The organism is Saccharothrix sp. CB00851, from assembly GCF_001905065.1.
Classification (GTDB): domain Bacteria; phylum Actinomycetota; class Actinomycetes; order Mycobacteriales; family Pseudonocardiaceae; genus Actinosynnema.
The window spans coordinates 741,011-754,766 of sequence record NZ_LWLC01000001.1; the positions used below are offsets into that span (position 1 = coordinate 741,011).

General features: G+C 69.8%; 13 protein-coding genes and 1 tRNA gene. 5 read left to right on the forward strand and 9 right to left on the reverse strand.

The features are described 5' to 3' along the window. Nucleotides 1-89: 89 nt before the first annotated feature. Complete coding sequence (locus tag A6A25_RS03720) at nucleotides 90-2,363, forward strand: (Fe-S)-binding protein (protein WP_073886230.1); 2,274 nt, start codon at nucleotides 90-92, stop codon at nucleotides 2,361-2,363. A 58-nt stretch (nucleotides 2,364-2,421) separates the two neighbouring features. Here the strand turns inward: A6A25_RS03720 and A6A25_RS03725 are convergent, their stop codons facing one another. Beyond that, nucleotides 2,422-2,805, reverse strand: a complete 384-nt coding sequence (locus tag A6A25_RS03725; protein WP_073886231.1) for a phage holin family protein — start codon at nucleotides 2,803-2,805, stop codon at nucleotides 2,422-2,424. Nucleotides 2,806-2,839: 34 nt separating this feature from the next. Next, nucleotides 2,840-4,111 (reverse strand): hypothetical protein, encoded by a 1,272-nt coding sequence (locus A6A25_RS03730; protein WP_073886232.1) that lies wholly within the window; start codon nucleotides 4,109-4,111, stop codon nucleotides 2,840-2,842. A 125-nt stretch (nucleotides 4,112-4,236) separates the two neighbouring features. Here A6A25_RS03730 and A6A25_RS03735 point away from each other — a divergent pair, with 125 nt between their 5' ends. Continuing rightward, nucleotides 4,237-5,223 carry a cation diffusion facilitator family transporter gene (locus tag A6A25_RS03735; RefSeq protein WP_073886233.1) on the forward strand — a complete coding sequence of 329 codons (987 nt, stop codon included), beginning with the start codon at nucleotides 4,237-4,239 and terminating at the stop codon, nucleotides 5,221-5,223. Here A6A25_RS03735 and dcd read toward each other — a convergent pair. Beyond that, complete coding sequence (gene dcd / locus A6A25_RS03740) at nucleotides 5,220-5,801, reverse strand: dCTP deaminase (protein ID WP_073886415.1); 582 nt, start codon at nucleotides 5,799-5,801, stop codon at nucleotides 5,220-5,222. The genes A6A25_RS03735 and dcd overlap by 4 nt on opposite strands. A gap of 69 nt (nucleotides 5,802-5,870) precedes the next feature. Here dcd and A6A25_RS03745 point away from each other — a divergent pair. Next, a tRNA-Gly gene (locus A6A25_RS03745) sits at nucleotides 5,871-5,941 on the forward strand. A gap of 59 nt (nucleotides 5,942-6,000) precedes the next feature. On the opposite strand, the gene A6A25_RS03750 is transcribed toward A6A25_RS03745, so the two are convergent. The 6 genes from A6A25_RS03750 to A6A25_RS03775 all read right to left on the reverse strand — a co-directional run bounded on the left by A6A25_RS03750 (nucleotide 6,001) and on the right by A6A25_RS03775 (nucleotide 10,656). After that, nucleotides 6,001-6,951: a phosphotransferase family protein gene (locus A6A25_RS03750; protein ID WP_073886234.1), complete on the reverse strand. Its 951-nt coding sequence runs from the start codon at nucleotides 6,949-6,951 to the stop codon at nucleotides 6,001-6,003. Between the two features lie 31 nt (nucleotides 6,952-6,982). Next, nucleotides 6,983-7,369, reverse strand: coding sequence for a DUF5313 family protein (locus A6A25_RS03755; protein ID WP_073886235.1), 387 nt, complete (start codon nucleotides 7,367-7,369; stop codon nucleotides 6,983-6,985). After that, entirely contained in the window at nucleotides 7,366-7,818 is a 453-nt protein-coding gene (locus A6A25_RS03760; RefSeq protein ID WP_073886236.1) for a MarR family winged helix-turn-helix transcriptional regulator, read from the reverse strand. Before A6A25_RS03760 ends, A6A25_RS03755 begins: the two co-directional genes overlap by 4 nt. Before the next feature lie 22 nt (nucleotides 7,819-7,840). After that, a complete protein-coding gene (locus tag A6A25_RS03765) occupies nucleotides 7,841-8,632 on the reverse strand; it encodes a class I SAM-dependent methyltransferase (RefSeq protein WP_073886237.1) in 792 nt (263 codons plus the stop codon). Nucleotides 8,633-8,661: 29 nt separating this feature from the next. Continuing rightward, on the reverse strand, nucleotides 8,662-9,048 hold the full coding sequence (locus A6A25_RS03770) for a hypothetical protein (protein WP_083667859.1): 387 nt from the start codon (nucleotides 9,046-9,048) through the stop codon (nucleotides 8,662-8,664). A 93-nt stretch (nucleotides 9,049-9,141) separates the two neighbouring features. Next, nucleotides 9,142-10,656, reverse strand: a complete 1,515-nt coding sequence (locus A6A25_RS03775; protein WP_073886239.1) for a sodium:solute symporter family protein — start codon at nucleotides 10,654-10,656, stop codon at nucleotides 9,142-9,144. Between the two features lie 336 nt (nucleotides 10,657-10,992). Here A6A25_RS03775 and A6A25_RS03780 point away from each other — a divergent pair, with 336 nt between their 5' ends. Together A6A25_RS03780 and A6A25_RS03785 are read left to right on the forward strand one after the other, a co-directional pair. Continuing rightward, on the forward strand, nucleotides 10,993-11,625 hold the full coding sequence (locus tag A6A25_RS03780; protein WP_241828479.1) for a response regulator transcription factor: 633 nt from the start codon (nucleotides 10,993-10,995) through the stop codon (nucleotides 11,623-11,625). Between the two features lie 146 nt (nucleotides 11,626-11,771). After that, complete coding sequence (locus A6A25_RS03785) at nucleotides 11,772-13,610, forward strand: acyl-CoA dehydrogenase (RefSeq protein WP_073886416.1); 1,839 nt, start codon at nucleotides 11,772-11,774, stop codon at nucleotides 13,608-13,610. Nucleotides 13,611-13,756: the final 146 nt, after the last annotated feature.

A 13,756-nucleotide genomic window follows, 5' to 3' on the forward strand; every position in this document is an offset into this window, starting at 1 on the left:
TGTGATCGACCACGTCCAAGTGGTTACCGGCCAGTAATCGGGCGTAGGCTGCCCAGCCAGGAGAACGGACGAGAAAGGCCGCCACCACAATGGGAGCCCTCCAGCTCACCCTCGGCGCCATCGGCGTCGCCGTCAGCGTGTTCGCCTGGGGTCTGTTCGTCGCCGGTGTCCTGCGGATGATCAAGATCATCCGCCTCGGCCAGCCGGACTCGACCCGCAACGGGCCGTTCGTGCCCCGCCTGCGCACACTGGTCGTGGAGTTCGTCGCGCACACCAGGATGGCCAAGTTCCGTAAGGTCGCGCCCTGGCACTGGATGGTGATGTGGGGCTTTCTGATCGGCTCCGCGGTGCTGTTCGAGGCCTACGGCGAGATGTTCCAGCCCGGCTTCCACTGGCCGATCATCGGCACCTGGTCGCCGTGGCTGCTGCTGGTCGAACTGCTCGGCATCGGCACCGTGGTCGGCGGCGTCGCGCTGGCGATCATCCGCCAGCTCAACCACCCGCGCCGCGCCGACCGCGTGTCCCGGTTCGCGGGCTCGGACTTCAAGTCGGCGTACTTCGTCGAGGCGGTCGTGATCATCGAGGGTCTCGGCATCCTCGGCGTGAAGGCGTTCAAGCAGGCCTCCGGCTTGGAGGACCCGCCGCTGTGGTCGTCGTTCGTCACCGCGCCGCTGGCCCAGATCCTGCCCGCGAGCCCCGACTGGGTCTCGATCATGGCGTTCACCAAGCTGCTGTCCGGCATGATCTGGCTGATCGTGGTGTCGAAGAACCTCACCATGGGCGTCGCCTGGCACCGGTTCAGCGCGTTCTTCAACATCTACTTCAAGCGCGAGGACGACGGTGGTGTCGCGCTCGGCGCGCTCAAGCCGATGATGAGCGGCGGCAAGGTCCTCGACCTGGAGGAAGCCGACCCCGACAAGGACGTGTTCGGCGTCGGCAAGGTCGAGGACTTCTCCTGGAAGGGCTGGCTGGACTTCAGCACCTGCACCGAGTGCGGCCGCTGCCAGTCCCAGTGCCCGGCGTGGAACACCGGCAAGCCGCTGTCGCCCAAGCTGGTGATCACGCAGCTGCGCGACCACGCGTTCGCCAAGGCCCCCTACCTGCTGGCCGGCGGCAGCAAGGACATGGCTGGCGACGAGGTCGGCCTCACCGAGGACAAGTACGAGGACTACAAGAAGCGCCTGGAGTCCATCGACGTGCTGGCGCTGGCCGAGTCCGAGCGACCGCTGGTCGGCGGCGCGGACGAGCTGGGCGTCATCGACCCCGAGGTGCTGTGGTCGTGCACGACGTGCGGCGCGTGCGTCGAGCAGTGCCCGGTGGACATCGAGCACGTCGACCACATCGTCGACATGCGCCGCTACCAGGTGCTGATCGAGTCGAACTTCCCGTCCGAGCTGGGCGGCATGTTCAAGAACCTGGAGAACAAGGGCAACCCGTGGGGCCAGAACGCCAAGGACCGCCTCGCGTGGACCGAGGGCCTGGACTTCGAGGTGCCGGTGTTCGACGGCGAGCTGGGTGACGCCGAGTACCTGTTCTGGGTCGGCTGCGCGGGCGCGTTCGAGGACCGGGCGAAGAAGACCACGCGGGCGGTGGCCGAGCTGCTGCACACCGCGGGCGTCAAGTACACCGTGCTCGGGCCGGAGGAGACCTGCACCGGCGACCCGGCGCGGCGCGCGGGCAACGAGTTCCTGTTCCAGATGCTGGCGCAGCAGAACGTCGAGGTGCTCAACACCGTGTTCGACGGCCGGCCCGCCGGCCAGCGCAAGATCGTCGTGACGTGCGCGCACTGCTTCAACACGCTGGCCAACGAGTACCCGCAGGTCGGCGGCCAGTTCGAGGTCGTGCACCACACGCAGCTGCTCAACCGGCTGGTGCGCGAGCGCAGGCTGGTGCCGGTGGCCGAGGTCGCCGAGGACGTCACCTACCACGACCCGTGCTACCTGGGCCGGCACAACAAGGTCTACGAGGCGCCGCGTGAGCTGGTCGGCGCGTCGGGCGCGACGCTGCGCGAGATGCCGCGCCACGAGGAGCGCTCCATGTGCTGCGGTGCCGGTGGCGCCCGCATGTGGATGGAGGAGCGGATCGGCAAGCGCATCAACCTCGACCGCGTGGACGAGGCGCTGGGCACGGCGCCGTCGAAGATCGCGACCGGCTGCCCGTTCTGCCGCGTGATGCTGACCGACGGTGTGACGGCCCGGCAGAACGAGGGCACGGCGGGCTCGCACGTCGAGGTCGTGGACGTGGCGCAGCTGCTGCTGACGTCCGTGCGCCGGGGCCTGGCCCTGGAACGCGGCGACATCCCGACCGACGAGGCCCCGACCGGCACGCCGCTGCCGGACGAGGACAAGGCCACGTCGAACTAGCCGCTCCACGCACGACGACGCCCCCGGTCCACTTCGGACCGGGGGCGTCGTCGTCGGTTCAGTCGCGATCGGTCACGCGGTCGTAGACGAGGTTCAGGGCCCAGCTGGTCAGGGCAACGATGATCGCGCCCCAGAACGCGGGCCAGAAGCCGGTGACGTCGAACGGCAGGCCCAGCTCGTTCGCCAGCCAGCCGGTCAGCCAGAACAGCAGCGCGTTCACCACCAGGCCGATCAGCCCCAGCGTGACCAGGTAGAACAGGCAGCCGAAGAACTTCACCAGCGGCTTGACCACCGCGTTGACCAGGCCGAAGAGCAGCGCGACGCCGATCAGCGTGCCGATCTTCGCGGGCGTCGAGGCGCCCTCCTCCAGGTCGATGCCCGGGATGAGCGTGGCGACCCAGACCGCCACCGCCGTCAGCAGTACGTGCACCAAAATGCCCATGCCGCAGGCTAGCGGTGGCGGTCGTCCGAACGGGTCAGGCGCGACGACGCCCGCGTGCCGCCAACAAGGCCAGCGCACCCGCGCCGAGCAGCAGGCCACCGATCGCCAACCACGGCAGCGGCGCCGCACCCGTGCTCGCCAACCCGTTGCCACTGCCACCCGCCACCACGACCGGCGTGGTGGCAGTGGTCGGGGTCGTCGTCGGCGCGGTCGTGGTGGTCGACGTCGGCTGCTCCCCGGTCGCGTACACCAGCGGCACGACCGCGTGGTTGTCCCGGAAGTTCGTCTCCTCGTGCCCGAGCGCCGAGAACGGCCGGATGAGCAGGTGGAACCGGTCGAACTCCGGGTCGTCCAGCCGGTAGGTCAGCCGCACCTCGACGGTCGCACCGACCGCCATCGGCTCGCTCAGCCGGAACTCCTGGCCGGGCGTGATCACGGTGACCCCGTCACCGGCGCCGACGAACTCCGGCGTCGACCCGAACACCACCATGTCCGGGATGTCCGGCGCCTCACCCCCGTTGGTCATCGGCACGACGAACGTGACGACGTCACCCACCCGGTAGGCGTCGGCGGCGGGCTCCAGCCTGGGCGTACCCGCCACGAAGTCGGCGTCCAGGTGGGTGTAGCGGACGTCGACGCGCGTCGTCTCGCCCGCGCGGACCACGATCTTCTTGTCCCGCGTCACCGGGTCGACGTCGAACTCGGAGACCTTCGGCGCGAGCTTCAGCTCCGGCGCCTTGTCCGCGACGATCGTCACCTTGTCGCCGACCGGGACGTCGGTGAACTCGTACTCGCCGTTCACCCCGCGCGTCGCCGGCTTCACATCGACGATGCCGTGGATCAGCCGCACCGTCGGCGCGCCCGGGACGTCCCCCTCGTGGGTCTGCCGGACGCCGTCGCGGTTGCGGTCCCGGAACGAGAAGCCGCGCACCGTGCCGCCGCGCACGCCGAAGTCGAACGTGCCACCGCCGCTGACCGGGTTGAGCGTCGACTCGGTCGTCGCCTCGAAGATGTCGGTGTTGTGGTTGTAGATCGCGAGCGGGACGTCGGGCAGGCCCTCGACCCGGTAGCGACCGTTCGCGTCCGTGCCGTACTCGCCGATGAACTGCTTGGTGGTGGCGTCGAAGACCCGCACACCGCGGCCATTGGCCAGCGGCGGCTCGCCCGCGTCCACCACGCCGTCGGCGTCGCGGTCGAACCACACCAGGCCGTCCAGCGCCACGGTGTTCTCTTCCGCCACCGCGAGCGGGCTCACCAGTGCCGCCACGCCCACCGCGGCGACGACGGCCGCGAACCGACCGGTCAAGGTTCCCACCTGGAATTCCCCCCAAAGGCCTACTCTGTCACCTCGTCGTCGCACCCGAGATCATGATCGTTTCGTGACGGCGGTCACGCCGAGCGGATCACCGCGCACCGGCCTAACGTCGGCGCATGGCAGCTGAGCACTCGAAGGACGGCGGCGAGAGCACGATCACCGTCCTGCTCGCCCTGGCGGTGAACCTCGCCATCGCGGTGATGAAGGCGATCGCCGGGGTGATCACCGGGTCGGCGGCGATGATGGCGGAAGCGGGGCACTCGGTCGCCGACACGTTCACCGAGGGCCTGCTGCTGACCGCGTTGCGCCGGTCCACCCGGCCCGCGGACCGCAGGCACCCGTTCGGGTACGGCAAGGACCGGTACTTCTGGTCGCTGCTCGCCGCCGTGTCGATCTTCGTGTCCGGTGCGGTGTTCGCGTTCTACGAGGGTTTCCGGACCGTGTTCGGCGCGCCGGAGGAGCAGGGCAACCCCGTTGTCGGGTACGTGGTGCTGGCGCTGGCGTTCGCGCTGGAGTCCGTGTCGTGGACGCAGGCCGCGCGGCAGGTGCGGCGGGAGGCGCGGGCCGAGGACCGGTCCGCGCTCGCGTACCTGCGGGTGTCGGACGACCCCACGGTGAAGACGGTGTTCCTGGAGGACTCGGCCGCGCTGGTCGGGCTGGTGCTCGCGTTCGGCGGGCTGGGGCTGCACCACCTGACCGGGTCGTCGGTGTGGGACGGCGTGGCGTCGTTGGCGATCGGCGTGCTGCTCGCGATCGCCGCGTACACGTTGGCGTCGACCAACCGGGGGCTGCTGATCGGCAGGCAGGCCGATCCGGTGCTGGTGCGGGCGGTGTGGTCGCGGCTGCGGGAGGCGCCGGAGGTCGAGCAGGTGGTGGACCTGCTGACGATGGCCGTCGGCACGGACCGGGTGCTGGTGTGCGCTCGGCTCGACTTCGACGACGCGCTGGGCGCGGCCGACCTGGAACGGGCGTGCGTGCGGATCGACGTTGAGCTGCGTGCCGCGCACCCCGAGCTGGACGAGGTGTTCCTGGAGCCCGTGCCGCGGACGGACCCGGAGCTCCGGTCGCGGGTGCTGGCCAGGTACGGGGACCTGAAGCTCTAGCGCTGGGTGTCGGTGCGGTGGAAGTTCAGGTAGGCGCGTGACGGCGTCGGACCGCGTTGGCCCTGGTAGCGGGAGCCCGCCTGGGCCGAGCCGTACGGGAACTCCGCCGCGCTGCTGAGCCGGAACAGGCACAGCTGGCCGATCTTCATGCCGGGCCACAGCGTGATGGGGAGGTTGGCGACGTTCGACAGCTCCAGCGTGATGTGGCCGGAGAAGCCGGGGTCGATGAACCCCGCCGTCGAGTGCGTGAGCAGGCCCAGGCGGCCTAGCGACGACTTGCCCTCCAGCCGTCCCGCCAGGTCGTCGGGCAGCGTGACCAGCTCGAACGTCGAGCCGAGCACGAACTCGCCGGGGTGCAGCACGAACGGCTCGTCGTCGGCCGGCTCGACCAGCGAGGTCAGGTCGTCCTGCTGCATGGCGGGGTCGATGTGGGTGTAGCGGGTGTTGTTGAAGACCCGGAAGAACCGGTCCAGCCGGACGTCGATGCTGGACGGCTGCACCATGACGTCGTCGAACGGGTCCAGCACCAACCGGCCGGACTCGACCTCTTTGCGCAGATCGCGGTCACTGAGCAGCACGGGCACAGCCTAGGTGACGGCACTCGACCACGTGGCCACCGGCTGTGTGTATGATCGGGCACGCACCACGCGGGTGTAGTTCATTGGTAGAACGACAGCTTCCCAAGCTGTAGAGGCGGGTTCGATTCCCGTCACCCGCTCTTCGAGCCGAAGGCCCAGGTCATTGACCTGGGCCTTCATTCGTTCTGATCCGCGCCCCTCAGCGCAGGCGGGTGGTCCAGTCGTCCAGGTTGCTCAGGGACGTGCGCAGGTCGGACAGCAGTTCGAGGGCGTGGGTGTGCGCGGCGGCGCGTTCGGGTGGGGTGACCGGGCGGTGGCCCAGGGCGCGCCAGACCATCCACGCCGCGCCGCGCAGGTAGACGCCGAGCAGGCCCGCGAACGACGCCGGTGACGCCGGGGGTCGCCTGCCGCCGGCCGTCTCGTAGGACGTGATCACCCGGTCGAACGCGGCGCGGTCCCGCCCCAGGCTGCTGAAGTAGACCGCCGCACGGGTCAGCTCCCACTCCGCGTACTCCGGCCCCGCGCCGTCCCAGTCCAGCAGCAACGGGCCGCCGGGGGTCTGCAGGACGTTGTCCGGCTTCACATCGCGGTGCGTGTTCACCGGTGTGAGGCCGGCCGTGGCGGTGACCAGGGCCCACGCCTCGGCGATGTCGGGCAGGTAGGCGCGAACGGCGGAGGTGAAGTCGTTCGGTGCCTCGTCCAGCCACTCCCGCCACTCCTCGACCGGGTGCGGCCGGCCGTCCGGGGTCCCGCCGACCGGCAGGCGGTGCAGCGACGCCAGGGTGGTGCCGACCCACACCGACACGTCCGCGGTCACCGGCCCGCCGTCGTGCCACTCGTGCACCAGATAGCTGGCCACCTCGTCACCCACCCGGACGTCGGCCAGCAGCGGTGCCGCCGGTTCGAGCGGGTGCACCGGGCGCGGCATGGGGAAACCGCGCTCCCAAGCGTCCAGTTGGACCTGCGAGGACACCAGGTAGTCGCGCATCCACCAGTCCTCGCGCGACCGGTTGAGGCGCTTGACCGCCCACGTGCCGCGGGACGTGCGCAGCCGCCACACCAGGTGCGAACGCCCGCCCGCCACCGGCACCCACGGCTCCGCCACGTCACCGAGCCCGAACGCCGCCGCCACCGCCGCCTGCCACTCCACGCCACCAGACGTTAGGGCACCCGGCGCGGGGTCAGGGCTGCGTCCGCCACACCCGCTCGTAACGCTCCTGGTCCCGTGCCGTCCGCTCCTTGCGCACCGCCGCGGCGGCACCGGCCGGGTAGCCGTACTTCGTCATCCGGTGGTCGGTGCTCTCGATCGCGTACGACACGCCGAAGTACACGCCGACCACCAACCCCAACGACCCGCACGCGATCGCCAGCGGCAACGGCGAGCCCAGACCCAGCACCAACGCCACAGCGATGATCACCGTCAACGGCAGCACCTGCAGGAACATCCGCACGCCGAACCAGACCAACCACGTCGGCTTGGTGGCCTGCCGGAACACCCACTCCCGGTGCCGCATCGGCAGCCTGCCGCCGAGCAGGTACCAGACCCGCAGCGGCACGGCGGGCCTCACGTCCGCTCCGTCGCGGCGATCACCCTGGTCAGCACGGTGTGCAGGTCGCGAAGCTCGTCCAGCGACATGCCGAGCTTCGCCACCACCGCGGGCGGGATGGCCAACGCCTGCTCGCGCAGCGCCGCACCCTCCTCGGTCAGCGTCACGGCCAACTGCCGCTCGTCGACCGCATCCCGCGACCGCGTCACGTACCCGATCGCCTCCAGCCGCTTGAGCAGCGGCGACAGCGTCGCGGGCTCCAGCGCCAGCATCCGGCTCAGCTCCTTCACCGACAACGGCGCGCGACCCCACAGCGCCAGCATCACCAGGTACTGCGGGTGGGTCAGCCCCATGCGCTCCAGCAGCGGCCGGTAGACGGCGACCACGTTCCTGGACGCGACGGACAACGCGAAGCAGACCTGCCGTTCCAGGGCCAGCGGGTCGTCCCCGATATTTTGCGCACTAATCATTAGTACGCACACTACCTGACGGTCAGCCGCGCCGAGCCACGGTGATCAAGTGGGACGACGCACCGAGCACGGACTCCTCCTGCTCGACCTCGCGCAACGACCACATGAGGTAGTCCAGCAGCTCCGGGTCGGCGTAGGCGGCGTCCAGGTCGGCGTTGGACCGCAGCCACGCGACGCCCTCCACCGCGAACGTGCCGACCACGTCCAGCCCGGCGTCCCGCGCCTCCTCGGCCGCCTCCTCGGGACGGTGCAGGTAGGCGGTGGTGAACCAGGACGTGTCCGCCGGCGGGAGGTGCTGCCCGGTCCGCAGCCCGTGCGTCACGAGGTCCCGGTACCGCGGGTCGAGCACGAAGTCCTTGCGCAACCCGTCGAGCAGCGGCGCGAACCGCCCGATCACCGCACCCAGCACGACACCGCCGGGCCGCACCACGCGCAGCGCCTCCCGCCACACCCGCAGCCGGTCCTCCCGCTCCACCAGGTGGTACAGCGGCCCGAACAGCAGCACCGCGTCGAACGGGCCGTCGACCGGCAGGTCACGCGCGTCGCCCACGACGGCGGACACCCCAGGCAGCGCGCCGGCCACCTCCACGTGCGACGGCATGGCGTCGACCACGACCACGTCGTGCCCGTCCTCCGCCAGCCACCCCGCGTGCACGCCGGTCGCGCCGCCGACGTCCAGCACCCGACCGGGCCCCCCGACGAACCGCCGCACGATCTCCTGCGTGCGCAGGAACTCCAACTGCCCGTTCCCGCCGACGCGCAACCGCTCGTCCTCGTAGCCCCGCCCGTGGAACTCCCTGATCTCCTGGTCCATCTTCCGACCGTAGGGACCGGGGCAATCGGTTATCGGGCTTCCAACTCCGCCCAGCCACCGCCGCCGGCCAGCACCGCGCGCACCTCGGCGAGGTGCTCGACCGCGCCCGCGAGGTCGCTGTGCAGCAACGCCGCCCGGTCCGCGTCGACCGGCAGCACGTCGTCGCGCCACAGCTCCAGCGGCAGGCTCAGCACGAACACCACGGAGTCGACCAGCCGCAGCACCGCCGCCGTCCGGTCACCGGCGTACGCGCCGCGGATCCCGTCGCACTCGGCCAGCACGGCGCGCAGCCCGCCGACGGCTTGCGCCGGTGTGCCGTCCCACTCGGCCGACGGCCACAGCCGTCCGCTCAGCGCGAGCCACAACCGCCACCCGGCGGCGGACTCGACCTCGTCCCGCGGTCGCCAACCCTCCACAACCCCCACTGTGCGGGCGCACGAGAGCGCCCGCACAGCGGAGATGACCCACCACACAGGGCAACACAGCCCACAGGGCGATACCGCGCACACTCAGGCGCGCGAGGGCACCTTCTCGTCGTCGGGGTCGGACTGCAGCGAGTCGACCAGCGCCTCGCGTTCCGCCGACGGCTCCGGCTTGATCAGCAGGCCGACCACCAGGTACAGCACCAACGACACCAGCAGCGGCCAGGACACGATCACCGCCTGGGTGACGAACTCGACCTTGTTCTGCTGCATCACGTACAGCACGGCCCAGGTGCCGAGGCCACCGATCACCGACGAGGTCGCGGCGGTCGGACCGACCTTCTTGAACCACGGCAGCATGCCCAGCATCAGCGGGATCGCGATCGGGCCCATCGTCGCGGCCACCAAGGCGATCACGACCTTGAGCACGAAACCCTTGGTGTCGGCGGTCAACGCGATCGTCATGCTCAGCCCGATGAACAGGAACGTGGTGATCCGCGCCAGCTGCAGCTGGGCGGCTTCACCCATCCGCGTCACGCCCTTCCACAGCTTGGGCAGCATGTCCCGGGTGATGACCGCGGAGATCACGTTGGCGTCCGACGACACCATCGCCATGGTGTGCGAGAAGAAGCCCGCCAGCACCAGGCCGACCATGCCCGCGGGCAGCATGGCCTTGCCCATCTCGACGTAGGCCTGCTCGGCGTTGGCCTCCATGCCCGGCACGATCAGCGGCGCGGCCCACATCGGGAAGAACAGGATCAGCGGCCACACCAGCCACAGCACGCTGGACAGCAGCGCGGACCGCTTGGCCGCGGCACCCGACGGCGCGGCCATGTAGCGCTGCGCCAGGTTCCACATGCCGCCGTTGTACTCCAGCGTCTTGATCAGGAACAGCGCCATGAAGAAGATCAGCGTGTACTGGCCGGACAGCGGCTCGGAGTGCGACTCGGGCAGCTTGTCCCAGATGGTCCACATGAAGTCGAGGCCGCCGAAGTGCGCGGCCACCGCGACGAACATCGCCACACCCGCGAGGCCCTGGATGATGAACTGGCCGAAGTCGGTCAGCGCGTCGGCCCACAGGCCGCCCATCACCGAGTAGACCATGGTGACGACGCCGACCAGCGTGATGCCGAGCCACACCGGCACGCCCGCGAAGCCCTGCAGCAGCAGCGCGACCGCGACCCACTTGGCCGCGATGTCCACGACCTTCAGCGCCGCGCCCGCCCACGCCATGATCTGCTGGGTCGGCACGTTGTAGCGCCGGGCCAGGTACTCCAGCGGCGACTTGACGCCGTGCTTGGAACGCAGCCGGTTCCAGGTGCCCGCCCACAGGAACGCGCCGATGCCGACACCGACACCGATCGTCAGCGCCCACCAGATGTAGACGGTCAGGCCGAGGCGGTAGGCCTCGGCGGCGAAGGCCACGAACATGACCGCGCTGTAGCCGGACATGTGGTGCGAGATGCCCGACAGCCACCAGGGCATCTTGCCGCCCGCGGTGAAGAAGTCGGCGATGTTCTTGATGCGCCCGCGTGACCAGTAGCCGATCGCCACCATCACGAAGAAGTACCCACCGACGACGACCCAGTCGAGGGTTTCCATGAGGCCTCCACGAGTGTTCGGCCCACGGGTGGCAGCGCGTGTTCGGGCGGCAGCGGTGCGCGGCGTCCCACATGGGTGTGTGACGTACGTCTTACGAGGCTGTTGCGCCGGATGGAAGGCCGCGCCCGGTCATTGAGTCACATTTGTGATTGTTGTTCACATACATGACCGGCACGTGGCGTCGGGCACTTACGGAAAGTAGTTCGGCGAAACCGCGTCATGGCAGGTCAACGCGACGGTCGCACCCGCATGCGAACCAGTGTCAGCGTGCGTCCGCTCATTCCCAGCGGGGATCGCCGCACCCCCGCACCCGCCCCCGGGCCGGGGGTCGCACTCGTGGACCCCGTGCCCCTGTTCCGCGAAGGACTCGCCGCGGTGGTCCGGCGCACCCCGTCCATGCACTGGTTGGGTGCCACGGGGAACCTGCACACGGCCGTGCGGCTGCACGAGCGGCTGCGGCCGAACGTGCTGCTGGTGGACTCCGTCCTCGACCCGCAGGGCCACCTGGCCACCCTCCTGACCGGCAACGACTCGTCGCTGGTGGTCGTGTCGCTGGTGCGCGAGGCGCACCGGACGGCGAAGTTCGTCCGCTCGGCGCTGAACGCGGGCGTGCGCGGACTGGTGCCGCGGGACGCCGGCATCAACGACGTGCTCCACGCGATCACCCTCACGCACGTCGAGCGCAGCTACCTCGACCCCACGCTCGCGCCCCTGGCCGCCGGTTTCACGCCCACCGCCGAGGCGGGCACGCGGCGTTCGCTGTCCCGCCGGGAGTACGAGGTGCTGCAGCTCATCGCGGACGGCATGGAGAACCAGGCGGTGGCGAACGAGCTGTACGTGTCGGTGGAGACCGTGCGCACGCACGTGAAGAACATCCTGCGCAAGCTCCGCGCCCGTGACCGCACGCACGCCGTGTCCCTCGCGTACCAGGCGGGCCTGCTCTCCGGGGGCGCGGTGCACCCCGCCTGAGTCCGGATCGCGCGGAACACCGCAGCTAGGGCGCGTCTGATTCGCCACAACCGCCCGGTCGGCCTTGCCGAGGTTACTGACAGGTAATACCCTGTTGTTACCGGTCAGTAGGGGACCGCCCCGACCAGCATGGAGTGAGCGACGAGATGGGTCACTACAAGAGCAACGTCCGGGACCTCGAGTTCAACCTCTTCGAGGTCTTCAACGTGCAGGACCACCTCGGCACGGGGCCGTTCGAGCAGTCCGACGAGGACACCGCGCGCGGCGTGCTTGCCGAGCTCAACAACTTGGCGGTCGGGCCGCTGGCGGAGTCCTTCGCCGACGCCGACCGCAACCCGCCGGTCTTCGACCCGAAGACCCACTCGGCCACGCTGCCCGAGTCGTTCAAGAAGTCCTACCAGGCCATCTGGGACGGCGAGTGGTACCGGCTGTCGCTGCCGAACGAGCTGGGCGGCTTCGGCATCCCGCCGTCGGTCCAGTGGGCGGCCTCCGAGCTGATCCTCGGCGCGAACCCGGCCATCTACATGTACCTGGCCGGCCCGAACTTCGCCTCGGTCGTCTACCGCAACGGCACCGAGCAGCAGAAGCGCTGGGCCGAGATCATGATCGAGCGCGGCTGGGGCGCCACCATGGTGCTGACCGAGCCGGACGCCGGTTCCGACGTGGGCGCGGGCCGCACCAAGGCCACCCTGCAGGAGGACGGCACCTGGCACATCGACGGCGTGAAGCGGTTCATCACGTCCGGTGACCAGGACATGACCGAGAACATCATGCACCTGGTGCTGGCCCGTCCCGAGGGCCCCGGCATCGAGGCGAAGCCCGGCACCAAGGGCCTGTCGCTGTTCCTCGTGCCCAAGTGGCACTTCGACCCGGAGACCGGTGAGTCGACCGGCGAGCGCAACGGCGCCTTCGTCACCAACGTCGAGCACAAGATGGGCCTCAAGGTCTCGACCACGTGCGAGCTGACGTTCGGCCAGCACGGCGTCCCGGCCAAGGGCTGGCTGCTCGGCGAGGTGCACGACGGCATCGCGCAGATGTTCCAGGTCATCGAGTACGCCCGGATGATGGTCGGCACGAAGGCCATCGCCACCCTGTCGACCGGCTACCTCAACGCCCTGGCCTACGCCAAGGAGCGGGTGCAGAGCGCCGACCTGACCCGGATGACGGACAAGACCGCGCCGCGCGTCACCATCACCAACCACCCGGACGTCCGCCGCCTGCTGATGCTGCAGAAGGCGTACGCCGAGGGCCTGCGCGCGGTCTACCTGTACACCGCGACCCAGCAGGACAAGATCGCGCTGGGCGGTGCGGACAAGGAGTTGGCGGAGAAGGTCAACGACCTGCTGCTGCCGATCGTCAAGGGCGTCGGCTCGGAGCGGGCCTACGAGCAGCTGGCGCAGTCGCTGCAGGTCCTGGGTGGTTCGGGCTTCCTGCAGGAGTACCCGATCGAGCAGTACATCCGGGACTCGAAGATCGACTCGCTGTACGAGGGCACCACGGCGATCCAGTCGCTGGACTTCTTCTTCCGCAAGATCATCCGCGACAAGGGCCAGGCGCTGGGCTTCCTCAACGGGGAGATCCAGCAGTTCCTCGACAACGAGGGCGGCAACGGTCGGCTGAAAGAGGAGCGGGCGCTGCTCAAGCGGGCGCTCGAAGACCTCCAGGGCACGCTCGGCGCGCTGATCGGGTTCCTGACCAGCTCGCAGGAGGACGTCCGCAACCTGTACAAGGTCGGCCAGAACACCGTCCGCCTGCTGATGACGGCCGGTGACGTGCTGATCGGGTGGCTGCTGCTGCGCCAGGCCGACGTGGCGCTGGGCAAGCTCGACGGCGAGGTCTCCGCCAAGGACAAGGCGTTCTACGAGGGCAAGGTCGCGGTGGCGTCGTTCTTCGCCAAGACCGTCCTGCCCGAGCTGACCGCCCGCCGCAAGATCGCCGAGGCCACCGACAACGCTCTGATGGACATCGACGAGGCCTCCTTCTGACCCGGCCGACCAGCCGGATTGTCGGACCCCTCGGGCAGAATGAAAGCAGGGGACCCCCTGGGCGGGGACCCTCGCGGAAGCTCGGCAGGACGGCAAGTTCGGCCAGACGGCAGGCACGGCAGGCCGGCGAGCACGGCAGACGGCAA